This is a genomic window from Ferruginibacter albus (assembly GCF_020042285.1).
Taxonomy (GTDB): Bacteria; Bacteroidota; Bacteroidia; order Chitinophagales; family Chitinophagaceae; genus Ferruginibacter; species Ferruginibacter albus.
Map to the genome: position 1 here is coordinate 2,124,746 of NZ_CP083388.1, position 25,578 is coordinate 2,150,323.

The 25,578-nt window shown below is 36.4% G+C and carries 27 protein-coding genes and 1 other RNA gene; 10 read left to right on the forward strand and 18 right to left on the reverse strand.

What is annotated here, in order from left to right; genetic code table 11:
* Position 1: 1 nt before the first annotated feature.
* Genes K9M53_RS09280 through K9M53_RS09305 form a run of 6 tightly spaced genes read right to left on the reverse strand, consistent with a single transcriptional unit; the run spans position 2 to position 5,163 of the window.
* Positions 2-724 (reverse strand): hypothetical protein, encoded by a 723-nt coding sequence (locus K9M53_RS09280; RefSeq protein ID WP_224014101.1) that lies wholly within the window; start codon positions 722-724, stop codon positions 2-4.
* A 37-nt stretch (positions 725-761) separates the two neighbouring features.
* The gene (locus K9M53_RS09285; protein ID WP_224014103.1) at positions 762-1,400 is read right to left on the reverse strand and encodes a phosphoribosylanthranilate isomerase; all 639 of its coding nucleotides are present in this window, start codon (positions 1,398-1,400) and stop codon (positions 762-764) included.
* On the reverse strand, positions 1,397-2,188 hold the full coding sequence (trpC, locus tag K9M53_RS09290; protein WP_224014105.1) for an indole-3-glycerol phosphate synthase TrpC: 792 nt from the start codon (positions 2,186-2,188) through the stop codon (positions 1,397-1,399). The genes K9M53_RS09285 and trpC overlap by 4 nt, the downstream gene beginning before the upstream one ends.
* Positions 2,188-3,177, reverse strand: coding sequence for an anthranilate phosphoribosyltransferase (trpD, locus tag K9M53_RS09295; RefSeq protein ID WP_224014107.1), 990 nt, complete (start codon positions 3,175-3,177; stop codon positions 2,188-2,190). The genes trpC and trpD overlap by 1 nt, the downstream gene beginning before the upstream one ends.
* 5 nt (positions 3,178-3,182) lie before the next feature.
* Positions 3,183-3,749: an anthranilate synthase component II gene (locus tag K9M53_RS09300; protein ID WP_224014109.1), complete on the reverse strand. Its 567-nt coding sequence runs from the start codon at positions 3,747-3,749 to the stop codon at positions 3,183-3,185.
* 1 nt (position 3,750) lies between these two features.
* Positions 3,751-5,163 carry an anthranilate synthase component I family protein gene (locus K9M53_RS09305; protein WP_224014111.1) on the reverse strand — a complete coding sequence of 471 codons (1,413 nt, stop codon included), beginning with the start codon at positions 5,161-5,163 and terminating at the stop codon, positions 3,751-3,753.
* Positions 5,164-5,370: 207 nt separating this feature from the next.
* Between K9M53_RS09305 and K9M53_RS09310 the strand changes: the two genes are divergently transcribed.
* Both K9M53_RS09310 and K9M53_RS09315 read left to right on the forward strand, forming a co-directional pair.
* The gene (locus K9M53_RS09310; RefSeq protein ID WP_224014114.1) at positions 5,371-6,000 is read left to right on the forward strand and encodes an NAD(P)-dependent oxidoreductase; all 630 of its coding nucleotides are present in this window, start codon (positions 5,371-5,373) and stop codon (positions 5,998-6,000) included.
* 5 nt (positions 6,001-6,005) lie between these two features.
* Positions 6,006-6,395: a hypothetical protein gene (locus K9M53_RS09315; RefSeq protein WP_224014116.1), complete on the forward strand. Its 390-nt coding sequence runs from the start codon at positions 6,006-6,008 to the stop codon at positions 6,393-6,395.
* A gap of 155 nt (positions 6,396-6,550) precedes the next feature.
* Here the strand turns inward: K9M53_RS09315 and fsa are convergent, their stop codons facing one another.
* The 3 genes from fsa to K9M53_RS09330 form a co-directional block, all read right to left on the reverse strand.
* Complete coding sequence (gene fsa / locus K9M53_RS09320) at positions 6,551-7,204, reverse strand: fructose-6-phosphate aldolase (RefSeq protein ID WP_224014118.1); 654 nt, start codon at positions 7,202-7,204, stop codon at positions 6,551-6,553.
* A gap of 47 nt (positions 7,205-7,251) precedes the next feature.
* Positions 7,252-7,350, reverse strand: an RNA gene (gene ffs / locus K9M53_RS09325) — signal recognition particle sRNA small type.
* Positions 7,351-7,409: 59 nt separating this feature from the next.
* Complete coding sequence (locus tag K9M53_RS09330; RefSeq protein WP_224014120.1) at positions 7,410-8,516, reverse strand: Gfo/Idh/MocA family protein; 1,107 nt, start codon at positions 8,514-8,516, stop codon at positions 7,410-7,412.
* Positions 8,517-8,725: 209 nt separating this feature from the next.
* On the opposite strand from K9M53_RS09330, the gene rocD reads away from it, so the two are divergent.
* From rocD to K9M53_RS09345, 3 genes are all read left to right on the forward strand, one after another.
* Complete coding sequence (gene rocD / locus K9M53_RS09335; protein ID WP_224014122.1) at positions 8,726-9,964, forward strand: ornithine--oxo-acid transaminase; 1,239 nt, start codon at positions 8,726-8,728, stop codon at positions 9,962-9,964.
* A gap of 1 nt (position 9,965) precedes the next feature.
* A complete protein-coding gene (locus K9M53_RS09340; protein ID WP_224014124.1) occupies positions 9,966-10,667 on the forward strand; it encodes a VIT1/CCC1 transporter family protein in 702 nt (233 codons plus the stop codon).
* A 90-nt stretch (positions 10,668-10,757) separates the two neighbouring features.
* A complete protein-coding gene (locus K9M53_RS09345) occupies positions 10,758-11,753 on the forward strand; it encodes a tetratricopeptide repeat protein (RefSeq protein ID WP_224014126.1) in 996 nt (331 codons plus the stop codon).
* A gap of 2 nt (positions 11,754-11,755) precedes the next feature.
* Here K9M53_RS09345 and K9M53_RS09350 read toward each other — a convergent pair whose 3' ends face one another.
* Complete coding sequence (locus K9M53_RS09350; RefSeq protein WP_224014128.1) at positions 11,756-12,739, reverse strand: cation diffusion facilitator family transporter; 984 nt, start codon at positions 12,737-12,739, stop codon at positions 11,756-11,758.
* Positions 12,740-12,874: 135 nt separating this feature from the next.
* On the opposite strand from K9M53_RS09350, the gene K9M53_RS09355 reads away from it, so the two are divergent.
* The 4 genes from K9M53_RS09355 (at position 12,875) to K9M53_RS09370 (ending at position 17,278) form a co-directional block, all read left to right on the forward strand.
* Complete coding sequence (locus tag K9M53_RS09355; protein ID WP_224014130.1) at positions 12,875-13,486, forward strand: hypothetical protein; 612 nt, start codon at positions 12,875-12,877, stop codon at positions 13,484-13,486.
* Between the two features lie 107 nt (positions 13,487-13,593).
* Entirely contained in the window at positions 13,594-16,236 is a 2,643-nt protein-coding gene (locus tag K9M53_RS09360; RefSeq protein ID WP_224014132.1) for a valine--tRNA ligase, read from the forward strand.
* 120 nt (positions 16,237-16,356) lie between these two features.
* The gene (locus K9M53_RS09365) at positions 16,357-16,767 is read left to right on the forward strand and encodes a hypothetical protein (protein ID WP_224014134.1); all 411 of its coding nucleotides are present in this window, start codon (positions 16,357-16,359) and stop codon (positions 16,765-16,767) included.
* Positions 16,768-16,786: 19 nt separating this feature from the next.
* A complete protein-coding gene (locus K9M53_RS09370; protein WP_224014136.1) occupies positions 16,787-17,278 on the forward strand; it encodes a GNAT family N-acetyltransferase in 492 nt (163 codons plus the stop codon).
* Between the two features lie 35 nt (positions 17,279-17,313).
* Here the strand turns inward: K9M53_RS09370 and dapA are convergent, their stop codons facing one another.
* Both dapA and K9M53_RS09380 read right to left on the reverse strand, forming a co-directional pair.
* Positions 17,314-18,204, reverse strand: a complete 891-nt coding sequence (dapA, locus tag K9M53_RS09375; RefSeq protein ID WP_224014138.1) for a 4-hydroxy-tetrahydrodipicolinate synthase — start codon at positions 18,202-18,204, stop codon at positions 17,314-17,316.
* Between the two features lie 97 nt (positions 18,205-18,301).
* Entirely contained in the window at positions 18,302-19,075 is a 774-nt protein-coding gene (locus K9M53_RS09380; protein WP_224014141.1) for a murein L,D-transpeptidase catalytic domain family protein, read from the reverse strand.
* A gap of 314 nt (positions 19,076-19,389) precedes the next feature.
* Between K9M53_RS09380 and K9M53_RS09385 the strand changes: the two genes are divergently transcribed.
* Positions 19,390-19,608 carry a helix-turn-helix domain-containing protein gene (locus K9M53_RS09385; protein WP_224014142.1) on the forward strand — a complete coding sequence of 73 codons (219 nt, stop codon included), beginning with the start codon at positions 19,390-19,392 and terminating at the stop codon, positions 19,606-19,608.
* A gap of 13 nt (positions 19,609-19,621) precedes the next feature.
* On the opposite strand, the gene K9M53_RS09390 is transcribed toward K9M53_RS09385, so the two are convergent.
* From K9M53_RS09390 to sufB, 6 genes are all read right to left on the reverse strand, one after another.
* Entirely contained in the window at positions 19,622-19,936 is a 315-nt protein-coding gene (locus K9M53_RS09390) for an SUF system Fe-S cluster assembly protein (RefSeq protein ID WP_224014144.1), read from the reverse strand.
* Positions 19,936-20,355 (reverse strand): SufE family protein, encoded by a 420-nt coding sequence (locus tag K9M53_RS09395; protein WP_224014147.1) that lies wholly within the window; start codon positions 20,353-20,355, stop codon positions 19,936-19,938. Before K9M53_RS09395 ends, K9M53_RS09390 begins: the two co-directional genes overlap by 1 nt.
* Positions 20,356-20,484: 129 nt before the next feature.
* Entirely contained in the window at positions 20,485-21,732 is a 1,248-nt protein-coding gene (locus tag K9M53_RS09400; RefSeq protein WP_224014150.1) for an aminotransferase class V-fold PLP-dependent enzyme, read from the reverse strand.
* Entirely contained in the window at positions 21,732-23,042 is a 1,311-nt protein-coding gene (sufD, locus tag K9M53_RS09405; RefSeq protein ID WP_224014152.1) for a Fe-S cluster assembly protein SufD, read from the reverse strand. Before sufD ends, K9M53_RS09400 begins: the two co-directional genes overlap by 1 nt.
* Positions 23,035-23,802 (reverse strand): Fe-S cluster assembly ATPase SufC, encoded by a 768-nt coding sequence (sufC, locus tag K9M53_RS09410; RefSeq protein WP_224014154.1) that lies wholly within the window; start codon positions 23,800-23,802, stop codon positions 23,035-23,037. The genes sufD and sufC overlap by 8 nt, the downstream gene beginning before the upstream one ends.
* A 47-nt stretch (positions 23,803-23,849) precedes the next feature.
* Positions 23,850-25,295: a Fe-S cluster assembly protein SufB gene (gene sufB, locus K9M53_RS09415; RefSeq protein WP_224014156.1), complete on the reverse strand. Its 1,446-nt coding sequence runs from the start codon at positions 25,293-25,295 to the stop codon at positions 23,850-23,852.
* Positions 25,296-25,578 lie beyond the last annotated feature (283 nt).

Here is a 25,578-nt window from a genome sequence, read left to right on the forward strand (position 1 = left end):
GCTATTCAATATTTACACCCTTCAGTATCTGAGGCTCTCTTTTTCTAATACTAAGCAAAACTTTTTTAGGAGACTCTAATTCATCCAGGCTGGCATATTTATATTTTGTTCTGCCCAGCTTTGACTCTACAAAAGCATTGTTCACATACATATACTTGGTAACAAGATATCTGTGGTTTGCAAAATGCGATTCATCTTCTTTAAAATTCCAAATGCCTTCCAATTTAATTATCTCATCATCACTAATAAAATAAAATAAAGACAATTCATCTACACTATACAAAAGATGCATTGCGATGTTATTTTGCGCTGCAGTAACTTCGTAGCATTTACCCGCAAAACCCGAACCTCCGCCATTAAATTCTACTTCCAGGAACAACCTGCCTTTTTCACTAATACTATCGCTTGAAATTTTAAAAATATGGTAATCATTTTCTTTAAATCTCTCAGAATAAATGAGTTTGCCCGTTTTATTGTTTTTAACAATAAAGATCAACCCTGTACTATCATTTTGTAAAGAACTATTATCATTGCTGTCATCATCATCATTATTGGGGTTACGAAATATCTCTATCGAATAAACATGATCATTGATATTCGCATTATTTATAAGAGTATCAAGTATAAAACCGTCGGTATCCTTTAATGCATTCACTTGTCCATTACAAATATTAAAACATCCCAATAAAACGCAGCTATAAAAAACCAATAATTCAAGTTTCATATCATTTTATAATCTTCAATTATAAATAAATAGTACTTTATTGCTTTGCATTGATAGCCGTTGTGAACTGCTTAATACTTTCCAGGTTCTTAACGCCGGGCATTACTTCAAACTTGCTATTGATATCTATAGCGAACAATGCCTTTGCTTCCGGCTTTGATGAAAATTCTTTTAATCGGTCTATGTCGTTCGGTTCAATACCGCCGCTTAAAAAATACGGTTTGCCAATCTCAATATCATTCAATTTATCCCAATTAAATTTTTTACCGGTACCACCATAACCAGCGCCTTCGGTATCAAACATAAACATATCACATACTTCCATATAATCTTTAATGCGCCAGCTAATGTTATCAGTTTCGGATATACGAAAAGCTTTTACAACGGAAATATAATCAGCGATCTTTTCACAATACTTAGGCGACTCATCCCCATGCAACTGCACCATATGCAAGCGGCATTCATCTACCATTTGCAATACCTCTTCCACCGCTGCATTTACAAATACACCAACTTTATTTATGTTATTTTCTTTTTTGATCTGCGAAGTAGTCATGTGACGTAAAACGTAGCGTGGAGATTTAGGATAAAAAATAAATCCGCCAAAGGTAGCGCCCACGGACGGCAACTGCGCCAATTGTTCTTCTTGTGTAATGCCACAGACTTTTACTCTCATGCTGTTTTAGGTTTAAGTTGTTCAACAAACTGAGCAAAAGCAATCGCAGGATTGGGTTCCTTCATAAAGTTCTCCCCTATTAAAAAACCTCTGAATCCTTCATCTTTGAAGATACGAATCGTTTCGATATTACTGATACCACTCTCTGCAATTTTAATTTTATCTGCCGGAATTTGTTTACTCAACGCAATCGAACGATTTATATCTACTTTGAATGTTTTTAGGTCCCGATTGTTCACACCTACTATTTCCGTTTCGTCACAAATATGACCCAACTCCTCTTCGGTATGAATTTCCAGTAACACTTCTAATTTTAATTGTTTTGCAAAGCTTGCCAGTTCCTTTACTCTTTCAGTAGATAAACAAGCTGCAATTAATAATATAACATCTGCCCCAATTGATTTTGCTTCCGTTATCTGGTATTCATCTATAATAAAATCTTTGCGAAGAATGGGAATGTTGTTTACTCTTGCTTTTACCAGATCATTATCACAACCACCGAAAAATTTTTCATCTGTTAGCACCGATAAACAGCTTGCGCCATTTTGTGTGTATGCAGAAGTTACTTCAACTACATCTGCTTTATCATTTATAATTCCCTTAGATGGAGATTGACGTTTAAACTCAGCAATGATGCCGGTTTTTGTTTCATCCAATAAAAATTGCTTTAGAGAGAACGTTGGTCGTGCAAATAAACTACTGCTTTCTAATTGAGCTGTACTTATCAATTTTTTTTTCTCTTCTATAGCTAAAGCTTTATTTTCTATTATAGCGTCAAGTATAGTCATTAAGCGTTAATTAATTTTTGTAATGATTGATAAGCTTTGCCGCTTTCTAAACTTTCAACGGCAAGCTGATAGCATTCATCGTAGTCTTTATATTTCCCTGTGCATTGCAATGCCATTGCTGAATTAGCCAGCACCACTGCATTCTGCGACCAGGTTCCTTTTCCCTTTACTATATCTAAAAATATTTTTGCTGATTCTTCCGGAGTAGTACCACCTACTATATCTTCGGCATGTACTAATTTTTTACCGATGATCTCCGGTGCAATTATTTGTTCGCCTTTATTGGTGAACACTTTTGTATCTCCTGTTAAAGAAATTTCATCATAACCATCCAATGCATGAATAATGGTAAACGCATTGCCTGTTTGTTGCAACAGGTAATTATATATTCTTGCCATCTCTAAATTATAAACCCCGATCAGTTGGTATTTGGGAGATGCAGGATTTACCAATGGTCCAAGCATGTTAAAGAATGTGCGAACACCTAAATTTTTTCTTATTGGTCCGACAGCTTTTAATGCAGGATGAAATAATGGCGCATGTAAAAAACAAATGTTAGCCCGCTCTATTTCTTCTCTCAATACATTCGCATCATTTTTAAATTTATACCCCAATTGCTCCATTACATTAGATGCGCCGCTAACAGATGTTGCACCATAATTACCATGCTTGGCTACTTTACTACCGGTGCCTGCAACAATAAAACAACTTAAGGTTGATATATTGAATGTATTTTTCCCATCCCCCCCGGTGCCGACAATATCCATTACTTCAAAGCCTTCCATATCTACTTTAACACACAATTCCAATAATGCATCTCTGAAACCTTGCAATTCCTCAATGGCAATACTTCGCATAAGGAATACCGTTATGAAGGACGTAACTTCATTTTCATTATACACTCCTTTAGAGATGTCCAGTAAAATTTCTTTTGCTTTTTCTCTGGAAAGTGTTTTATGTTCGAACAAATATTGAAGTATCTTTTTCATTATTATTATTTCAGCCAGTTTCTCAAAATTGTTTCTCCATCAGGAGTTAACACACTCTCCGGATGAAATTGCACTCCCTGCACATCATACTTTTTATGTTGCAATGCCATGATAAAACCATTTTCATCTTCTGCTGTAATTTCCAGTTCAGCAGGAAAATCTTTTTTATCAACTACCCAACTATGATAACGACCGATCTCTATTTCAGAAGGCATCCCTTTGAATAAAGGTGCATTCTTATCCAATAATTTACAACTGGTGGCTACTCCATGATATACGGTGCTTAAGTTAGTTAATTTACCTCCAAAAGCTTCGCCAATTGCCTGGTGCCCCAAACATACGCCCAATATAGATTTTGAAGGCGCATATTCTTTTATCAAAGGCAATAATAAGCCGGCTTCTTGCGGAACGCCCGGTCCCGGTGATAAAATTATCTTATCGTAATCTTTTACTTTTTCTAAAGCAATTTCATCATTACGATATACATCCACTTTCTGATGCAATATTTTCTCCACCAAATGCACCAAATTGTAAGTAAATGAATCGTAATTATCGAACACTAAAATTTTCATCTTATATAGTTTGCGCCAATTCAATAGCTTTTTTCAATGCGTTTAACTTATTATTTACTTCCTGCAATTCGCTTTCGGGTTTAGAAGCTGCCACTACACCTGCTCCTGCCTGGCATATCAATGTATTATTCTTACTTAAAAAAGTGCGGATCATGATCGCATGATTACAACTTCCATCAAACCCTATAAACCCGATAGCGCCGCCATAATAGTTACGAGCCACATTCTCATATTCATCGATCAACTGCATGGCTTTATATTTTGGCGCACCGCTCAATGTACCTGCAGGAAAACTTACCGCCAGCATTCTAAACGGATTTGTACCGGGGTTAACCGTTCCCGTTACTTCACTTACCAAATGAATAACGTGTGAATAATAGGTAGTCTTTTTATACTGTGTAACTGTTACATCGCTGCACATGCGGCTTAAATCATTACGAGCCAGGTCAACCAACATCACATGCTCTGCATTTTCTTTTTCATCTTTCTGTAATGCTTCTGCTGCAACCTTATCTTGCTGATCATCTCCGGTTCTTTTAAAGGTTCCTGCAATAGGATGAACAATAGCTTTCCCTTTTTCAACGATCAACTGACTTTCCGGAGAAGAGCCCATCAGTTTATAATCCCCATAATCAAAATAAAATAAATAAGGACTTGGATTGATGCTGCGTAAAGCCCTGTAAACATTAAATTCGTCACCTGTGAATGACCGTTGAAACCTGCGGCTCAAAACAATCTGGAACACATCTCCGCGATAACAACTGGCGATTCCTTTCTTTACCATTTCAACATATTCTTCATTGGTAAGATTAGAAGTTTCATCATCATTACTCTTGAACGGGAAGGTTGGTACATCCTTACTTTTAATAAGACTTTCCAACAGATCCAATTCGCTATTAATCCCTGCAATCTTATTTTCGCAAATAAACAATTCATCTTTAAAATGATTGATTGCAATAACGTATTGATACAAGCGATAACGTAATCCTCCTACTCCATCCAATACATCTTCATTGTGCAATTTGATGGTATCAAAAAACTGCACGGCATCATAATTGGTATAACCGTATAAGCCCTGTGCAAATTTTGCTTCTTTGCTTTCGGAAGGTTTTATGTCAAACCGTTTCATAAAACTCCATAAAGTATCAGGCACCTCCATAGGATTATTAATGTTTGTCTTTTCAGGCTGTTGTCCCGGCAACTTATATTCTATTAATTGCGGGGTTTTAACTTCAATACCGGCGATCGCATTTACCCCAATAAAGGAATAGCTGTTTTCACTTGCATGAAAATCGGTGCTTTCCAATAAAATAGTATCACGAAAGCGATCACGCAAGCGCAGGTAAATACCTACTGGTGTAAACACATCTGCCAGCATTTTCTTTACCGAAGTTTCTATCTCTATTTTTTTCATTTCTTCTATCAATTAAAAAAGCCTCGACACGTTGTGCCAAGGCTTTACTTATTTAAAATACATTTATAGCAAAAGGCACAATCAAATTATTTTGATTGCCACCACCAGCTGATATTTGTATAATTTTTTGTCATTTATTAATGCAAATATGCGGATGAATTTTTAATTCCACAAATTTTTGTTGCTAATTTGCTTCAAATTAAAAAAATGACAGTTACAATATTCGGCGCAACAGGAACAGTAGGCAGGCAACTAGTAAAACAAGCTTTATTTAAAGGTTACAAAGTAATTGCGTTTGGAAGAAATGTTTTTACGACTGATTTTCCTAAGGATGATAACCTTGAATTATTACAAGGCGCTTTGTTTGACGAAGAACAAGTATATGATGCTGTGAAAGGTAGCAACGCTGTGCTTTCTGCAATTGGCGGCGCTTTTGACGGAACAGACAAAGCACGCTCCCTGGGAATGAAAAATATTATTAACCAAATGGATAAAGCAGGTGTTGAGCGTATTGTTGCTTTGGGAGGAATGGGAATTCTGAATGCGGATGACGGCACTTTACTAATTGATGGAGAAAACTATCCGCAACAATATGTGCCTGTTGGATTGGAACATAAAAAAGCCTACGAACATCTAAAAGCAAGTAATTTAGATTGGACATTCGTTTGCTCTCCTGATATCATCAATGCTGATGCAACAGGAGAATTTGTTGTAAATGCAGACTATCCCCCCACTCCTAATAAGTACAAAATAAATGCAGGCGATCTTGCCCTGTTTATGGTAAACGAATTAGAAAAAAATGAGTTCATTAAACTTCGGGTAGGAATATCGAACTAAAGAACATGCGAAAGAAATTATTGATAGCGTTTTTGATCATTTCATCCATAGGCAGAGCACAAAAAATAGACAGCATTTTTGTTGATCTTTATACGGATAGCTTAAAAAAGGGAACGTATAATTATATCAATATCGTCGGTCGTTTATCAAACGGAAGATATTTGCCTTTGGATAGCACCGACATTCAATTTACATCTTCTGCAGGAAGATTTTTCGGTAATAGCTTATGGGTTGAACCTGATTTCAACGAAGATAAAATTCATATAACAGCAACACTCAAACGTGATCCTGCTTTCCGCAACGAGTTTGATATGTACATTAAGAAGAAACCTGATGATGAACATTTGAAAACAACGGAAGAAATAATGAATGAACTGAAGAAAAAGAAAAATTAATTTTCTTGTAATCGACTTTGTACTGCTATCAGCATTTTTGTATCATCTGTTAGCTATCTGATTTCCTGCACAATATATTTTCAATACAACAAAAAACCTGCGAGGTATCAATATCTCGCAGGTTATATTTTATAACGCTTTATATTCTATCTCTATTATACAAACTTTTTAGCGTCTTCTAAAAATTTAGCTAAGCCTATATCTGTTAATGGATGTTTTAATAAGCCAAGAATTGACTCCAGAGGACAAGTACACACATCAGCACCAGCTTCTGCACACTGGATAATATGATTCGGATTACGAATAGATGCGGCTAATATCTCTGTTCTAAATCCTTGAATAGTATATATATTACTGATCTGTTGAATTAATTGAACACCATCCCAACCACTATCGTCAATGCGGCCAATAAATGGCGAAACATAATTAGCTCCTGCTTTCGCAGCCAAGATCGCTTGCCCGGCAGAGAATACCAACGTACAATTGGTTCTGATGCCATTGTCAGAAAACCATTTGATTGCCTTAACACCTTCTTTTATCATAGGTACTTTTACCACGATATTCTTATGAAGCGCTGCTAATTTTTTTCCTTCTGCAATAATGCTGTCAAAGTCTGTAGAAACAACCTCCGCACTAATATCACCATTTACCATTTCACAAATGGTAACATAATGCTTGTTGATCGCTTCGTGTCCTTTAATGCCAACTTTTGCCATTAATGATGGATTGGTGGTAACACCATCCAATATTCCTAAATCATTTGCTTCTTTAATTTGAGCAAGATCTGCTGTATCAATAAAAAATTTCATTGTATATATTTTTAAGTTGAGTAAAATTACTCTGTAAAATTAAATAAAAAAGGCAAGTTACTTACATCGCACCGCTCAACCACCTACCCTTGCTACCTTCCGGTCCTGGGGGAGTTCAGCAGGAGCTGGTCGTATAAGACTTGCCGGCGCAAATATAGCGCAATTCAATTTATTAAAGATCGAATTTGCAATAAAATAAGAAGAGTTATTGCAGCTTAACAGTAGTGCCGGTTTTAGCAGATAGCTTTGCTGCTTCCAAAATTTTTACAACCATTAAATTATTTTCCAAAGAATAAAATCCGTATTCAGGTACTTTGATCTTTCCTCTTACTACGTTAATGAAATAGGCAAAAGGGTCTTCATACACATCAACATCAGTAGCACTGATATATTTTTGCTGTTCGGGTTCAGACTCTTTATTTTTTATCCGCATATTATTTTTATCCGTTGTAATAATATAGCCTTTATCGCCATATATCTCCATATCCTTACGACTGAACGGCCAATTCCACGAAGCTTGTATAATGCATTGCGATGTTGGATAATCTACAATAATGGTCGCATCATCTTCTACCTTTGGATACACAAGTGGTTTGTAATGACGTGTTACAGCAGTTACCGATAAGGGTTTTTGTCCATGCATAAGGCTGGTCATTATATTGGCTCCATAACATCCAAAGTCTACCAAAGCACCTCCGCCATTTAACTCCGGATCTGTAAGCCAATTTAAAAACTCCTTGGTACAACCAATTTCCTTAGGTCCTCTGTGACCATCGTGAATTACAACCTTTTTAATATTTCCAACAAAACTGCTGTCATTGATCAGCGTATATGCCTTGGCGGTAGTAGGATACCAGGATGTTTCAAAGTCAGTTAATAAAATAATATTATTCTGTTTTGCCAGGTCTGCCATTTCTTTTGCATGAGCTTCATTAACTGCCAATGGCTTCTCTACCATTACATGAATATGCCGAGGAGCACAGGCTTTTACTACTTGCAAATGGTCAAACACAGAACCGAAAGCTACCACTGCTTCAGGCTTTGCTGCGTCCAGCATTTTGTTTAGATCCGTGTAAATAAGACTTGTATCAAATTTCCATTTTTTAGCATAGCTATATGCGAGTTCTGTATTAGGCTCATAAATTCCCACGATCCTAATATCGCCGGTGTTATTCCTGTTCATTAAAAAGGCAATATGATCATGAGTTAGGCCTGCAACACCTAAACGCAGAGGTTGCATGGCTTGGGCATTACTTGTAAGAGTCATAAAAGCAAATAATAGTGTACAAACAATCAGTTTAAAAAATTTCATGATGGGGAAGTTTATCTTTTCACTTCAATATACAATCAATTTATTATCTTGCAGCAAATTTTAAAGCTATCTCAGCTGTTTTGACCATACAAAAATTCCTCGGTTCTAATCTCGATCTTCTTAATCATCGAGGTTAAGATTCTTTTATCTCCCAAAGGGAGAATATTTCGCATTTTCATTATTCAGTTTACTTTTCATAACCAATTTATATGCAATCAACTATTTCTGTTTCTGCCAACTCACAACAATATATCGACCTGGAAGATAAATATGGCGCACACAATTATCATCCACTACCTGTTGTACTAAGCAAAGGTGAAGGCGTTTTTGTTTGGGATGTAGATAACAAGCGCTATTACGATTTTTTAAGCGGGTACTCCGCTGTTAACCAGGGGCATCGTCATCCAAAGATCATGGAAGCTTTGTTACAACAGGCTTCTCAACTAACATTGACGAGCAGGGCTTTTTATACCAATGTATTGGGCGAGTTTGAAAAATTCATTACCCAATATTTTGGATATGATAAAGTATTGCCGATGAATACCGGCGTAGAAGCAGTAGAAACAGCTTTAAAACTGGCTCGCCGCTGGGGATACGATGTAAAAAAGATAGAAGAGAATAAAGCGAAGATCGTAGTTGTGGAAGATAATTTTCATGGACGAACCTCTACAGTTATTTCTTTTTCAAACGATCCGGCATCTTACAAAGGTTTTGGTCCATATACTCCGGGCTTTATTAAAATTCCTTACAACGACCTGGCTGCTTTAGAAAAATCCTTCCAGGACAAAGATGTAGCAGGTTTTTTGTTTGAACCTATTCAGGGTGAAGCCGGCGTTGTTGTTCCTGATGAAGGTTATTTATCTGGCGTAAGAAATCTATGTAATGAATACAATGTATTAATGATAGCCGATGAAATACAGACAGGATTGGCGCGTACGGGGAAAATGCTTGCTTGTGATCATGAGGATGTTCGTCCTGATATTTTAATTTTAGGAAAAGCATTAAGCGGCGGCACTTTACCTGTAAGTGCTGTACTAGCAGATGATGAAATTATGTTGACAATAAAACCGGGAGAACACGGCAGTACTTACGGTGGCAATCCCCTGGCTTGTGCTGTTGGTGTTGCTTCTTTAAAAGTTTTAAAAGAAGAACAGCTTGCAGAAAAAGCCGCAGCCTTGGGAGAATTGTTACGCAGCGAATTAAAAAAATTAAATTCTCCATTTATTGAAGCCATACGCGGCAAAGGATTATTAAATGCCATCGTTATAAAGCATAAAAACCCCGAAGCGGCATGGGATTTATGTGTTCAGTTAAAAGAAAATGGCTTATTGGCAAAACCAACACACGGCGATAAAATTCGTTTTGCGCCGCCTTTAATAATAACCAGAGAACAAATACTGGAGTGTGTCGGGATAATTGAAAAAAGCTTAAATACACTTAAAGATTAATATGGAACCTGCTATACACAAAGAGGAACATTTAAGAAGCTCACAATTACTGAGCGATATTGTTATCGGCATGAGCGATGGACTGACTGTTCCTTTTGCATTAGCAGCAGGCTTATCCGGCGCCGTTAGTAACAGCAATATCATTGTAATTGCAGGCATAGCCGAAATAGCTGCAGGAAGCATTGCAATGGGATTAGGCGGTTATCTTGCCGGCAAAACAGAACAAGATCATTATACCAGCGAAGTAAAAAGAGAATACTACGAAGTAGATCATTTGCGTAGCCGTGAGATTGAAGAAACCAAAGAGTTTTTTGCCAACATCGGATTAAGTGAAAAGCTACAGGAACAAGCTACAGAAGAAATTGCCAATGACAAAGACCGTTGGGTTGATTTCATGATGAAGTACGAACTAGGTTTAGAAAAACCAGATCCAAAACGTGCGACCAAAAGTGCTTTAAATATCGGACTTTCCTATATTGCCGGAGGTATTATTCCATTAAGCCCCTATTTCTTTATCAATAACTCTACTGATGCACTAAAAATATCTGTAGTTGCTACCTTGATCTGTCTTTTTGTTTTTGGATATTTCAAAAGCAAAGTAACGGGGGTGGCTGCATTTAGCGGCGCTGTAAGAGTTACCTTAATTGGTGCCATGGCGGCGGCGGCGGCGTTTGGAGTAGCTAAGTTTTTTGAGAATCACTAATTTTTTTCAAGAATTATGAAATCTCATAATTTCCGTCATCTATTTAGTGTATTTTCATTTAATTACTTAACAACCTTTAATATTTCCCTTATGAAGAAGCATCTTCTCTCCTTCTCACTATCTTTTATTTTTATTTGTTTTACTTATGCCCAATCTGATAGAGACTCAAGAGTTGCTACACCCGAAGAACAAAAGGCTATTATGGAGCAATTCGATTCCTCTATATTTTTACGATCTTCCGGTAAAGCAGCTTGTAAATGCATTGATTCCATTTCTCTTGCAGATAAAGACAGTAAACAGGTAGCGGCAGATATTAGCGAGTGTATCAAAAAAGAGGTTACCATGTACGCCATGCAGGTACAACTGTTTGGTGGTTTAAAAAGTGGTAATAAAAATATTAATATCAATGTTGATGAAAATCCTAATTCCGCAGCTAACAAAAAATACTATTATCAATTGGAAAAATGGTTAAGAGACAGCTGCAGTTCATTAAAGCTTGCGCTGGCTTCGCAAAATAAGATTAAGGAAGGTTCCGTCTCGAAAAACCCTGAGGCAATAGACCAATACGATCTCGGAATAAAACTCTTTGATAAAGAAAATTATAAAGACGCACTTCCCTATTTTAAAAAAGCAGTTGAAATAGACCCTCAATTTGCATTTGCCTGGGATAACCTAGGTGTTTGCTACAGGCAAACTGATGATTATGACAAAGCATTGGAAGCATACCAGAGATCTTTAGCGATAGACCCAACAGGGGCTTTGCCTTTACAAAACATTCCTATTGTGTACGATTTTAAGAAGGAGTATGACAAAGAATTAGACGCCTATCAAAGTTTTATTGCAGCTTATCCCAATGATCCGGAAACTTATTTTGGTATTGGCAGGGTTTATACTTACCGTAAAAACGACCTGGAAAAAGGATTAAGAAACATGTGCATTGCCTACAATTTATATATAAAAATGAATTCTCCTTACCGGGTGGATGCAGAAAAAAACATTCAATACATCTATAAGAAAATGAAAGAACAAAATAAGGAAGATGTATTTAATAAAATATTGGAAGAAAATAATATTTCTGCAAAATAATTCTATAGATGATGCTTATTATCTCTTGAAATATTCTCGATTGTCCAGATAATTTTTCTTTCAAATGGATGCTGACGAACTTTGCAATCATCTTTAGTGCATATTCTGCAGCCAAACTCAACACAAGGATCTGAATGCACAAAAAGTTCTAGAGAACTATCAAATTCTTTTTTAACCAACGCTGACAAAGCATCTATCTCCGCATGCGCTTCCCAAACATTCAGGTACCAGGGAACTGTTAAGTGACAGTCCAGATGTAGCTTGCCGCCATATTTAATTATGCGAAGATTATGCAGATCTATCCAATTCTCCCGGCGATTGGCATTTAGAACAGCTACCATTTTATTCAACAACTTGGTATCGGCTTCATCCATTATACCGGCAATGGAACTGCGGATAATTTTATACCCCGTCACCAAAATTATTATTGCAAATACTATTGCAACAGCACTATCGATCCAACGATATTTAAAAAAGTACAACAGTACTAATCCGGCAATAATTCCTATTGTTGTATACGTATCTGTTTTTAAATGCTTGCCGCTTGCTACTAAAGCAACGGAATGATTTTTTTTGCCGGTTTGTACACATAAATAACCCAGCAAGTAATTAACAGCACCAGTAGCCGCAATTAAGATCATTCCAAAATCTAATTGCTCTATTGGTTCGGGGAAAATAATACTTCTACCCGCTTTGTATATTGCTAATATCCCGGCAACAATAATCAACGTACCTTCTATTGCTGCTGATAAAAACTCTATTTTACCATGTCCGTAAGGATGATCTGTGTCTTTTGGCTTAGCACTTATATACAGGCTATAAACGCCAACTAATCCAGCTACAACATTCACAATACTTTCTAATGCATCAGTTAATATTGCAACCGATTTGGTTGCATACCATGCCCACATCTTTACTAAAAACAACAGAACACCTATTGCTGTAATTATTTTTTGTAACCTGAGACTTTGTTGTTCGCTATACAAGATCAATTATTTTTATACAACAAATGTAATTATTAAAACGCCTTTATAATTATGCTTTACTACGAGTTTTGTTAAACAAGACTTATTGCCGGGTTTATTTAAAATTCAATATCTTAACTCCATAGTTTTATTAATATGAAAAAGCTTTTTATTTCTATTTTATATTTTTTTATTGTGTCTTTTGTTTTCGGTCAAAAAAGCAAGAAGACCAAGCTTCCATCACCTGTTACAACGCAAACTGTGGCAGACAATAGCAGCTGCATTAAAAAAAAGTATAAAAGCTTTAGCGATCGATTAAAAAATTATCCGTTTAATATATCAACACAGATACAATTCGTTTCTTTTCCTCAAGGTATTTTTATAGTAGACAATGAAATTATTAAAAAAGATACAGCAATTTCGATCAATGACTCTCTTCTATATTCCAGGCTTACGGAAGTTAAGACACTTACTTATCAACAAGTAGATAAACTAACTGATATACTTTATGATCATGGCTACAAAGGAACACTTGCCTTCACATCAGAAAGAGGCTGCTACAATCCCCGAAATGCAATATTATTTTTAAACAATAATAAAGTAGTTGGTATTATCGAGATATGTTTTGAATGCCAGGAAGTAAGTAAAAGTGATGAAAATATTTCTTTGGGTGAAATATGTGACGAAAAATTAAGCATGATCTATGATCTGTTTAAAAAAGTTGGGATTGAATATGGCGTCACAAAAGGAGTTCGTCCCGGAGACTAAACCAAACACCATTTATTAGCTGTTTTATGTACGTTTAAGGTGTTTATTTTTCTATTTGTAAATTTGCCGACAATTTTATTAACTAATCAATATTCAATAGATATAGCTTGGAACTGAGTAAAAATTATATCCCCAACGAAATTGAAGCCAAATGGTATGAACACTGGCTGGATAAAAAATATTTCAACAGCACTCCTGATAACAGGGAACCATATACGATCGTGATGCCGCCACCTAATGTAACCGGTGTGCTGCACATGGGGCATTGCTTGAATAACACGATCCAGGATATTCTTATACGCCGTGCAAGAATGCAAGGCAAAAACGCCTGTTGGGTACCGGGTACCGATCATGCTTCTATTGCTACTGAAGCTAAAGTGGTACAGATGCTGCGTGAACGCGGCATCAATAAATCCACCTTAAGTCGGGATGAATTTTTAGCTTATGCGTGGGAATGGAAAGAAAAATACGGCGGCATCATTCTGCAACAATTAAAAAAGTTGGGATGCAGCCTTGACTGGAATCGTGTAAACTTTACAATGGATGATGATTATTACCAATCGGTAATAAAAGTATTTATCGATCTGCATAATAAAGGACTTATATATCGTGGTAAACGAATGATCAATTGGGATGTAAAAGCCAAAACTGCATTGAGTGATGAAGAAGTGATTCATAAAGAAGTACAGAGTAAACTTTACTATATAAAATACTACATCGATGAAGGCAACACAAGAGATGCACAATTTGATGCAACGCATATAACCATTGCTACTGTTCGTCCGGAAACGATTTTGGGTGATACTGCTATTTGCGTGCATCCTAACGATGAACGTTACCTGCATTTACACGGCAAGTACGCATTGATTCCCCTAATTAATCGCCGCATACCAATTATCGCGGATGAATACATTACAATGGATTTTGGTACCGGCGCTTTAAAAGTTACGCCGGCGCATGATATCAACGATTATAATTTAGCTAAGAAACATAATCTTGAAGTCATCGACATTATGAACGATGACGGAACATTGAACAATGATGCGCAACTATATATTGGCGAGGACAGAATGGATGTTCGCAAAAAAATTGCAAAACAATTGGAAGAAGAAGGTTATTTAGAAAAAGCAGAAGACTATACCAACCAGGTTGGCTTTAGTGAACGTACCGATGCTGTTGTTGAGCCTCGATTGAGCCTGCAATGGTGGGTAAGCATGAAAAAGATGAGTGAGCCTGCATTAAAGTCTGTTGTAGAAGATGCTATAAAATTTTATCCTCCAAAATTCAAAAATCTTTACCGTTACTGGATGGAAAATATTAAAGACTGGTGCATCAGTCGCCAGTTGTGGTGGGGTCACAGAATACCGGCGTGGTATGATGCAGAAGGAAGATTTGTTGTTGCTGCTAATGAATCTGAAGCAAAAGAAATATTCAATAAACAATATTCAATATCCAATGCTCAATTAAAACAGGATGAAGATGTGTTGGACACCTGGTTCTCTTCCTGGTTGTGGCCGTTTGAAGTATTTAAAGGATTAAGTAAGCCTGGCAATGCAGAAATAAAATATTATTACCCTACCAACACATTGGTTACAGCTCCTGAAATTATTTTCTTTTGGGTGGCTCGTATGATAATGGCAGGTTTTGAATGGATGGATGAAAAACCTTTCAGTGAAGTTTATTTTACCGGAATTGTACGGGATAAGCTCGGAAGAAAAATGAGCAAGAGCTTAGGAAATTCTCCGGACTTGCTGGGATTAATCGATAAATACGGCGCTGATGCAGTTCGCTTTGGAATTATGATCTCCTCACCTGCCGGCAACGATCTATTATTTGACGAAGGAACGTTGGAACAAGGAAGAAATTTCAATAATAAATTATGGAATGCGCTGAAGTTGGTAAAAATGTGGGAAGGGCGGAAAGCTGTAGATAATAAACGTGAGGCAACAGACAATTTTGCTATTGAATGGTTTGAGAATCGTTTGAATGAAGTAAGAAAAGAAGTAGATGAATTAATGAAACAATTCCGCTTAAGTGAAGCATTAAAAACAATCTACTCTTTAATTTGGGATGATTTCTGTAGCTGGTATTTAGAATGGATAAAACCCGGATTCGAACAACCGATAGAAGCATCTGTTTACAACAAAACAATTGACTTCTTCGATGAATTGATGCAGCTACTACATCCATTCATGCCTTTTATCACGGAAGAGATCTACCATATAGCAAAAGAGAGAACCAGCGATCTGACCATTAAGCAACAATTACAAATTACAGATAATAAGTTGCAAATTTTAGAACAGGGTGAGCTGCTGAAAAAAGTGATCACTGCTATTCGGGATGCAAGAAATAAAAACCAGATAAAACCAAAAGACCTGATTCAATTACATATTCAAACGGCTTCAACTAATGACTATAAAGCCATTGAACAAATATTGAGCAAACAGGTAAATGCACAATCGGTTGCATTTGTGGAAGACACCATTGCAAATACTATTGTGGTGGCTGTTGAAAAAGATAAATTTTACATCGGATCTGAGAAAGAACTAGATAGCGCTTCTTTAAAAGATGACTTGTTGAAAGACCTGGCACATCAAAAAGGGTTCCTTGAATCAGTATTAAAAAAACTCAGCAACGAACGCTTTGTTCAAAATGCCAAGCCCGAAGTAGTGGCTTTAGAGAAAAAGAAACAAGCGGATGCAGAAGCCCGGATCAGGACGATTGAAGAGAGTTTGGCAGCGTTAAATTAACATATTTTCAAGGGTTTATACAATAAATTGCTTTATCTTGAGTTAACGATTATGATGCCGAAATTTTACACTCAACGCTATATTGTATATTTTCTGAGCCTGTTCATATCGACAGCGTCTTTGGCGCAGCCACCGTCAAAATCAACGGCTAAATATAAGCCCCCTGTAGTAAGCACTACTTTGGGTAATATCACTGGTGACGGTGTCAGCGTTTCTGTGGAGAGCTGTAAACAGCTAATTGCATCTTCCCTTTCTATAACAGACAGCAAAAAAACAAGTTACGAATTGGTATCGTACCAGTTTTCCTATAAACGGATTGGTATAAAAGAAGATGAAGCAAATGGCCAGCCATCTGTTGCAAAGGATATGGTTGCCGATCGTTTTAAAACTACGCCACTTCCCCCCATTTGGATAAAAACTATTCAGGATGAATTACATAGCGGAGAAGAATTATACTTCTTCGATATAGTCGTCAAAGACAAAGAAAACCATCTTTTCTTTGCACCTGAACTACGCATCGTCGCTCAATAACCTATAACCAATAGCTGCTATGATTACCATTAAAAAAGTAGATGTATCTGCCATTCCTATTATTATTCAATTAGCCAATCTTATTTGGCCCCTTACTTACAAGGATATATTGACAGAAGAGCAAATTGCCTATATGATGAATTTGTTTTACAGTGAACAATCATTAAAAAATCAGATGGAACGTGGGCATCAATTTATTTTGGCATTGAAAGATGGTATTCCGGTTGCATATTCATCCTATTTCTCTAAAAACAAAAAAACTATTCATCTTCAAAAAATATATGTAATGCCTGATCTGCAAGGACACGGTATCGGGCAATTGTTATTGGGTCATATCATTAACGATATTGAACCCTTTGGATACCAGGCAATGACATTAAATGTAAATCGATATAATAAAGCTGTAGATTTTTATAAACGCATCGGCTTTGAAATACTAAAAGAAGAAGATATTGATATTGGCAACGGATATTTCATGAATGATTATGTAATGCAAAAAAACATTGTGTAATAAAAAAGGTCAGGAAAAAAACCTGACCTTTTTTATTATTTTTTAAATTCTTCTTTCAGGTATTTCTTTACTCTGTCATGCACCGGTTGGCTCAACGGCACTAATGGTAAACGCAACACATTTTTAATAATCCCTAATTCAGCTAAAAAAGCTTTTACACCTGAAGGGTTGTTCTCTTCGAACAAAAGATCATTCCCTTCCAAGCATTTATAATGCAAAGGTCTCGCCGCAGCATAATCGCCGGCAAGGCAATAACGTGTCATATCAGAAAACTCTTTAGGAAAACAATTAGCAGTAACACTAATTACTCCATGCATACCCGCTGCAATTAATGGAAGCGTTACATGATCATCCCCACTTACAATTAAAAAATCTTCAGGACTGTCGCGAATGATGTGCATGCACTGCTCCATCAAACCACTGGCTTCTTTAATCCCTCCAATGTTTTTCACTTCATGTGCCAGGCGGTTAACAGTAGAAGCTTCAAGATTTCTTCCGGTTCTCCCCGGTACATTGTATAACAATACAGGTTTAGGACTGGCAGCAGCAATTGCTTTGTAATGCTGATACAACCCTTCCTGCGAAGGTTTATTATAATAAGGACTGGCACTTAAAATAGCAGTAGCTTTATCTAAAGGAAATGTTTCCAACTCGTGAATGATCTCACGGGTGTTGTTACCACCAATTCCTACTACAACCGGCTTGCCGTTTGCCTTGTCATAAACAAAATTTACGATATCTATTTTTTCCTGCTTGCTTAAAGTAGGAGCTTCTGCTGTAGTACCTAAAGCAGTCAAATATTCTACCCCATTGCTTAAACAAAAATCAATGAGCTTTCCCAATGCATCAAAATCAACCTCAAAATTTTCTTTAAATGGCGTTACCAGTGCAACGCCCGTACCTTTTAATTGCTCTTTTAAGTTCATCGTTAAAATTTGTGCGAAGTTATATTTATGAATTGAATTGATAAAACAAAAATCTCCGGTAATACCGGAGATTCAAATTATTTTAGATGTGCTGGCATTACCGGTTAGATGCCATATCCTGCATACCGCTTTGCTTCAATATCCTGGAAGAAGATAAATAGCTATTATCGTTTCCGTATATGAACAGGCAAGTGCCATTTTTAATTTTATTGATGATCGGTCTCACCATTTTAGGAGACACTGCCGGGCAACCTAAGCTTCTGCCGATATATCCACGGGAGCGGATCAATTGTTCGTTTACATAATCAGCACCATGCATTACTATATCTCTTGCGTAAGCATTATCGTTAAATCCTTTTTCTAATCCTTCCAGGTGCATGGAACAACCATGTTTGCCTAAGTAAGTATCAGCAGTTTCATAAAAACCTAAACTGCTTTTGTTACTTTCATCCAAATTTGAAAATTTAGTTGCGAAAGCTTCTCCGGAATTCTGTCCATGCGCCACATATGTATTAAATAATACTTTCATTTTAGTAAGATCGATCGTAAACAATCTTTTTTGCGCAGATGATTTTGTAAAGTCGATAATAGTAAGAATATGATCATTACTTATTTTCCCGATCTCAGTTAAGTAAGAAAATCCTCTATATGCATAATTAAACACCTCTTTTCCTAATCCTATTGAACTCAGCTTAAGCGAATCATACAGATTCTGCATATGAGCTACGGCATCATTATTAGCAGTTGCCGGAACGGAAATATCACTGTCCTTTATAGACAGCTTAGGAAATGGCTTAGCTTTTGCAAATACGAATGGTATGTGTAATACTAATGCAAAGAGAAAAATAGTTACTATATGTGTCTTTTTCAAAGCAAGCATTTATTCTTGTTTATAACGAGGTAAAAAACAAATTGATTTCTTTCGACCACACATTAGCAATTCATATGCCAAAGGGATAGGTAGATTTATTAAAAAAATACTAAAACCGCGGGAACGATTGCAGCACTTGTTGCGTTTAAACGCAACAAGTAGAAACCTTACTACAAGCCATTAGAAATCATATAGATATCTGTTATTTGTCCTTGATTTATATCATGCTAAAAGATTAGCAAATATGATATACATCAACCTTGCCCATTTTGCTTTAAAGTAATTTTGACTTATAACTTTAACGTGAAAATACAATGACTACCGAACCAGAAGTACTCCAAAAATTAGGGGGCAACATCAAAAAGATTCGTCAGAAAAAAAACATGACTCAGATTGAATTAGCAACAGAATGTAATTTTGAAAAAGCAAGTATGTCGCGTATTGAATCGGGGCAAACAAATGCTACTATTCTTACTCTTCAGAAAATAAGCAAGGCGCTTGAAGTACCATTAGGGGAGTTTTTTAAAGATTAGGCTTTTAATCCGGCTAAAGAAAACCAAGTTGCAATTTTGCTTCTTCACTCATCATTTCTTTACTCCAAGGTGGATCAAATGTTAACATTATATTGGCATCGCTTACCCCCTGAACGCTTCGAACTTTATTATCAACTTCGGCAATAATATCCCCTGCCACAGGACAGGCAGGGGCTGTTAATGTCATTTCAACATTTACATAGCCGTTGTCTTTAACATCAATAAAATATACGAGTCCCAACTCGTAAATATTTACCGGTATTTCAGGATCGAAAACGGTTTTAAGCGCTTCAATTATGTCTTCTTCTATTTTCTTTTTATCAACCATTAGGTTTTAGATTGTAGTGCCAATGCATATAGTTTCATTTGTTTGATCATCGAAACCAATCCATTGGAACGTGTTACAGAAAGATGTTCTTTTAATCCGATTTCATCTACAAAATATAGGTCTGATTGTACAATTTCTGCAGGAGCATGACCGGACAGCACTCTAATGACCATGCTTACCAGGCCTTTGGTTATAATGGCATCGCTATCTGCCGTAAAAAAAACGTTACCGTCTTTAAACTCTGCATGCAGCCATACTTTCGACTGGCATCCTTTTATCAAATTTTCTTCTGTTTTATATTGCTCATTGATCAATGGCAATTCTTTTCCTAATTGAATAATGTATTCATATTTCTCCATCCAATCTCCCAAAAAAGAAAAATCATTTATCAGTTCGTCTTGTGTTTCGTTGATGGTCATTTATTTTATCGAGATTTTTTTAGTACAAACAGTTGTTCCATGATTAAACATCGTTGTGTCACATTTCGTTCATCATTTGTACTGCTATTAAGCTTCTATTGAAGCGAAGCCGAAGAGTAAGTTTACTTTTTATGATAGCATTTCTATTGCTTTTTTAACACCAACCACCAGCGCATCTATTTCCTCTGTAGTATTATAAAATGCAAAAGATGCACGTGCTGTGCCAGGAATACAATAAAAATCCATTAAAGGTTGTGTGCAATGATGTCCTGTACGAACAGCTATGCCTTGTTTATCCAATATAACACCCACATCATAAGGATGCAGCTTATCTATAGTAAAAGAAACCAGGCTGGCTTTATTGTTAGCCATACCTACAATTTTTAATCCCTCAATATTCAGCAGTTGTTCAGTTGCGTATTGCAATAATTGTTGCTCATATTCATGAATATTTTGCAAACCGATCTCATTTATATAATCAACTGCAGCACCTAAACAGATAGAGGCCTCAATATTAGGCGTACCAGCTTCAAATTTAAACGGCAGATCATTGTAAATAGTTTTTTCAAACGTTACTGTCTTTATCATTTCTCCCCCACCCTGGTATGGCGGCATTTTGTCCAACCATTTTTCTTTACCGTATAAAACCCCAATACCGGTTGGCCCGTACATTTTATGTCCGGAAAAAGCCATAAAATCAACATCCAATTCCTGAACATCAATTGGCAAATGTTGTATTGCTTGCGCTGCATCCAATAAAACAGGAATGTTACGGTTATGCGCACACGAAATAATTTCTTTTGCAGGATTAACAGTTCCTAATGAATTAGAACAATAGGTTATTGCAACCAATTTCACTTTGTCGTTTAGCAATGCTTTAAATTCAGCCATCAATAACTCTCCTTTTTCGTTGATGGGAGCCACTTTCAACGAAGCGCCTTTTTCTTCACAAAGCATTTGCCAGGGAACAATGTTTGAATGATGCTCCATAGCAGAAATAATAATTTCATCGCCTTGCTGAATAAATGCCTTACCAAATGAGGATGCAACAAGATTGATACTTTCTGTTGTTCCTCTTGTAAAGATCACTTCATGATCATGCGCAGCATTAATAAATGCAGCTATTTTTTTTCTTGATTCTTCGAAAGCGTCAGTAGCTTTCTGACTTAGGTAATGTACACCACGATGTACATTGCTATTAAGAGAAGTGTAATAATCTTCAATTGCTTTGATTACTTTCCAGGGCTTTTGAGAAGAAGCCGCATTATCAAAATAGATCAATGGCTTGCCGAATACTTTTGTGCTTAGTATCGGAAAATCCTGCCTGATCTTTGCAACATCAAAGGTTGATTTTAGTATAGTATCCTGCGCTAACATTATGCTTCATTTAAAGCTGTTTCAATCAAATTATCAACATGAGCACGAATGGCGGGAATCGCAAATTTTTCTGTTACGTCATATGCAAAAGCCTGTACCAGCAAGGCTCTTGCCTTATTATCCGCAATACCTCTCGAACGCAAATAAAACAGTGCATCTTCATCAAATTGCCCGATTGTTGAACCGTGACTACATTTAACGTCATCCGCAAAGATCTCTAACTGCGGCTTTGAATCTACTACTGCTTTTTTACTCAGCATCAAATTATTGTTCTGCTGAAAGGCATTTGTTTTTTGTGCATCTTTTCGTACAAATACTTTACCGTTAAACACACTTTTTGCTTCATCCTTCATCACTCCTTTATACAATTCATTACTGAAACAATTTGGTTCACGATGATCAACAACTGTATGATTATCTACCAATTGCTGTCCGCCTGAAAGATATAAACCAAACAGGTGGCTTTCTACATTTTTACCATCCAAAGCAACGTTCGTGTTATTTCTCAACAGATCAATACCGGGAAACGATGCCTTGTAATTATTATATAAGCTAGAAGATTTTTGATTCACTTCTACCTGCTGCACCAACCTAACTTTATTATTACCCGTCTGAATATTATAATGATTCACTTTTGCATTCGCATCCACTACTATTTCAGAAACTGCATTATAAAAAACAATCCCATCGCCTTCTGTAACATAACTTTCAACAATACTTACTTCTGCGTTGGCATCCACTACTATTAAATTACGCGGATGAATCAAAATATTTTTATCTGAAGAGGATACATGTACAAAATGTAATGGTTTATCAACAATTACATTTTTTCTTATTTCAATAAAAAGCCCATCCTTATATAAACTGGTATTTAACGCTGCAAAGTGATTGTCTGTAATATTAATATGCTTACCAAAATGATCACTAAACCCTGCAAAGTTCTTAGCCTCGTGAATTGGGTGCAATGCAACAACAGAAGGCATTTCATCCGATAGCTTTGAAATATATTTTCCGTTATGCAGAACAATTGTATAACAATCCAGTCCTGAAATATTTTTAATTATTTTTTTATTGATAGCCGTTGCATCATAATTTTCTACAACAAATTCATCTTTCAAAAAATTATGTACGTTGGTAAATTTCCAATCCTCTACTTTAGTGGTGGGAAACCCTAATTTTTTAAATTGAGTGAACGCGTTTTCACGAAGTGATGAGACCAATTTTCCTTCTAAAGCCCATTGTTGCGACCTTTCTTCAATATGCTCAACCAACTGACCGTATAATGATGTTTGTATTGCTGTATTATCCATTTGCCAATTCTTTTTCAGGAGATTCTTTTAACCAATCGTAACCTTTTTCTTCCAGTTCCAGTGCCAGTTCTTTAGAACCGGATTTTACAATTTGTCCATTATATAATACATGAACAAAATCAGGAACGATATAATCCAACAGTCGTTGATAATGCGTGATAATGATAAAAGCATTTTTATCGGAACGCAGCTTATTTATTCCTTTTGCTACGATCCGCAAAGCATCAATATCCAAACCAGAGTCTGTTTCATCTAATATTGACAATTGAGGATCCAACATTGCGAGTTGTAATACTTCGTTGCGTTTCTTTTCACCACCTGAAAAACCTTCGTTTAAAGAACGGTTAGTAAGCTTTGCATCAAACTCTACCAGCTTTTGCTTTTCTTTCACCAGCTTTAAAAAATCTTTTGCTTCTAATGGCGGTAAGTTTCTATATGCCCGTATTTCTTCCAATGCAGTTTTTAAGAAGTTTATATTAGATACACCGGGGATCTCAACGGGATATTGAAACGCCAGGAACACGCCTTCTCTTGCACGTATTTCAGGAGCCATTTCCAACAGGTCTTTTCCATTAAAAAGCACCTCGCCTCCGGTTATCTCATATTCATTTTTACCTGCCAATACGGATGCCAGCGTGCTTTTACCGGAACCATTCGGTCCCATAATAGCATGTATCTCCCCTGCGTTTACATTCAGGTTTAATCCTTTCAAAATTTCTTTTCCTTCTACCGAAGCTTTCAGATCTTTAATACACAACATTGCTAGTTTCTATTTTTGTTTTTTATTTTTCTTTTAGAGGAGTCAATCTATCCTACACTTCCTTCTAATGAAATTGCCAATAATTTTTGTGCTTCAATGGCAAACTCCATTGGTAATTGATTTAATACTTCTTTGGCATAACCATTTACAATTAAGGCAACGGCTTTTTCTGTATCAATACCACGTTGATTCAAATAAAATATTTGGTCTTCACCAATTTTAGAAGTAGTCGCCTCATGCTCCACTACTGCTGAAGTATTTTTTGATTCAATGTAAGGAAATGTATGAGCGCCGCATTCATCACCGATCAGCAAAGAGTCACACTGGGTAAAGTTCCTGGCGTTATCAGCTCCATTAGATACCTGCACCAATCCACGATAACTGTTTTGTCCTTTCCCTGCAGAAATACCTTTTGAAATAATGCGGCTACGGGTATTTTTCCCAATATGAAACATCTTGGTACCGGTGTCGGCTATCTGCAAATTTTTGGTCAACGCTACAGAATAGAATTCACCGATCGAATTATCGCCACGTAAGATCACACTTGGATATTTCCACGTGATGGCAGAACCTGTCTCTACTTGTGTCCATGAAATTTTTGAATTTGCACCCTTGCAAATTCCACGCTTGGTAACAAAGTTGTAAATACCTCCTTTACCATCCTTATCGCCGGGATACCAATTTTGAACAGTTGAATATTTTATCTCTGCATTTTCTAAAGCAATTAACTCTACCACAGCAGCGTGCAACTGGTTCTCATCACGCATGGGTGCCGTGCAACCTTCGAGGTAGCTTACATAACTTCCTTCATCAGCAATAATTAAAGTACGTTCAAACTGGCCGGTGTTTTCAGCGTTGATCCGGAAATAAGTAGATAATTCCATCGGGCAACGAACGCCTTTTGGAATATATACAAATGAACCATCGGAGACGACCGCTGCGTTTAATGCTGCAAAAATGTTATCTGTATGCGGAACAACAGAGCCCAGATATTTCTGTACCAGGTCCGGATGTTTTTGTACAGCTTCACTGAAAGAACAAAATATAATTCCAAGCTCATTCAGTTTTTCTTTATACGTTGTTGCTACCGAAACACTGTCAAACACAACATCTACAGCAACTCCGGCTAATTTCTTTCGTTCGTTTATCGGTATACCCAATTTTTCGAAAGTTGCCAATAATTCAGGGTCTACTTCATCCAGACTCTCATATTTAGCTTTCTTTTTTGGAGCCGCATAATATGATATTGCCTGAAAATCAATATAAGGCATTTCAAAATTTTGCCAGCTTGGCATTTCCATTTTTTGAAATTGCTGTAACCCCTTTAAACGTAATTCCAGCAACCATTCAGGCTCATTCTTTTTAGCAGAAATGAACCGCACTGTCTCATCAGACAGGCCTTTGGGAGCATATTCTGTTTCTATATCGGTTGTAAATCCGTATTCATATTCCCTGGTAGAAACATCCTTTAATATATCTATATCAGTACTCATTATTAAAAAACTTAGCCTTAGTGGAAATTCAAAATCACACGTAGGAAAGCGTAAAGATAACACCCAAAACGCAAGATTAGTTCTAATGACAAAGAACGATATATGATCCAGTGCCTTAAATGGGAAAAATGAGGAAAAAAATGTAAAAAATTATTTGGTTTAGAAAACATCTCTTAAAACCGAAAAAAATTAAAAAAATCATAAAAAAGTAAGGAAAAAGCAGTGCTAACAGATGTTATTCTTTAAAACAAATTTGTCTCAATAAAAAATATTCAAATTTAAA

Excerpts from the sequence above, each read along its gene's own strand:
- K9M53_RS09280 (WP_224014101.1), bottom strand. The coding sequence starts at position 724 with ATGAAACTTGAATTATTGGTTTTTTATAGCTGCGTTTTATTGGGATGT.
- K9M53_RS09285 (WP_224014103.1), bottom strand. The coding sequence starts at position 1,400 with ATGAGAGTAAAAGTCTGTGGCATTACACAAGAAGAACAATTGGCGCAG.
- trpC (WP_224014105.1), bottom strand. The coding sequence starts at position 2,188 with ATGACTATACTTGACGCTATAATAGAAAATAAAGCTTTAGCTATAGAA.
- trpD (WP_224014107.1), bottom strand. The coding sequence starts at position 3,177 with ATGAAAAAGATACTTCAATATTTGTTCGAACATAAAACACTTTCCAGA.
- K9M53_RS09300 (WP_224014109.1), bottom strand. The coding sequence starts at position 3,749 with ATGAAAATTTTAGTGTTCGATAATTACGATTCATTTACTTACAATTTG.
- K9M53_RS09305 (WP_224014111.1), bottom strand. The coding sequence starts at position 5,163 with ATGAAAAAAATAGAGATAGAAACTTCGGTAAAGAAAATGCTGGCAGAT.
- K9M53_RS09310 (WP_224014114.1), top strand. The coding sequence starts at position 5,371 with ATGACAGTTACAATATTCGGCGCAACAGGAACAGTAGGCAGGCAACTA.
- K9M53_RS09315 (WP_224014116.1), top strand. The coding sequence starts at position 6,006 with ATGCGAAAGAAATTATTGATAGCGTTTTTGATCATTTCATCCATAGGC.
- fsa (WP_224014118.1), bottom strand. The coding sequence starts at position 7,204 with ATGAAATTTTTTATTGATACAGCAGATCTTGCTCAAATTAAAGAAGCA.
- K9M53_RS09330 (WP_224014120.1), bottom strand. The coding sequence starts at position 8,516 with ATGAAATTTTTTAAACTGATTGTTTGTACACTATTATTTGCTTTTATG.
- rocD (WP_224014122.1), top strand. The coding sequence starts at position 8,726 with ATGCAATCAACTATTTCTGTTTCTGCCAACTCACAACAATATATCGAC.
- K9M53_RS09340 (WP_224014124.1), top strand. The coding sequence starts at position 9,966 with ATGGAACCTGCTATACACAAAGAGGAACATTTAAGAAGCTCACAATTA.
- K9M53_RS09345 (WP_224014126.1), top strand. The coding sequence starts at position 10,758 with ATGAAGAAGCATCTTCTCTCCTTCTCACTATCTTTTATTTTTATTTGT.
- K9M53_RS09355 (WP_224014130.1), top strand. The coding sequence starts at position 12,875 with ATGAAAAAGCTTTTTATTTCTATTTTATATTTTTTTATTGTGTCTTTT.
- K9M53_RS09370 (WP_224014136.1), top strand. The coding sequence starts at position 16,787 with ATGATTACCATTAAAAAAGTAGATGTATCTGCCATTCCTATTATTATT.
- dapA (WP_224014138.1), bottom strand. The coding sequence starts at position 18,204 with ATGAACTTAAAAGAGCAATTAAAAGGTACGGGCGTTGCACTGGTAACG.
- K9M53_RS09385 (WP_224014142.1), top strand. The coding sequence starts at position 19,390 with ATGACTACCGAACCAGAAGTACTCCAAAAATTAGGGGGCAACATCAAA.
- K9M53_RS09390 (WP_224014144.1), bottom strand. The coding sequence starts at position 19,936 with ATGGTTGATAAAAAGAAAATAGAAGAAGACATAATTGAAGCGCTTAAA.
- K9M53_RS09395 (WP_224014147.1), bottom strand. The coding sequence starts at position 20,355 with ATGACCATCAACGAAACACAAGACGAACTGATAAATGATTTTTCTTTT.
- K9M53_RS09400 (WP_224014150.1), bottom strand. The coding sequence starts at position 21,732 with ATGTTAGCGCAGGATACTATACTAAAATCAACCTTTGATGTTGCAAAG.
- sufD (WP_224014152.1), bottom strand. The coding sequence starts at position 23,042 with ATGGATAATACAGCAATACAAACATCATTATACGGTCAGTTGGTTGAG.
- sufC (WP_224014154.1), bottom strand. The coding sequence starts at position 23,802 with ATGTTGTGTATTAAAGATCTGAAAGCTTCGGTAGAAGGAAAAGAAATT.
- sufB (WP_224014156.1), bottom strand. The coding sequence starts at position 25,295 with ATGAGTACTGATATAGATATATTAAAGGATGTTTCTACCAGGGAATAT.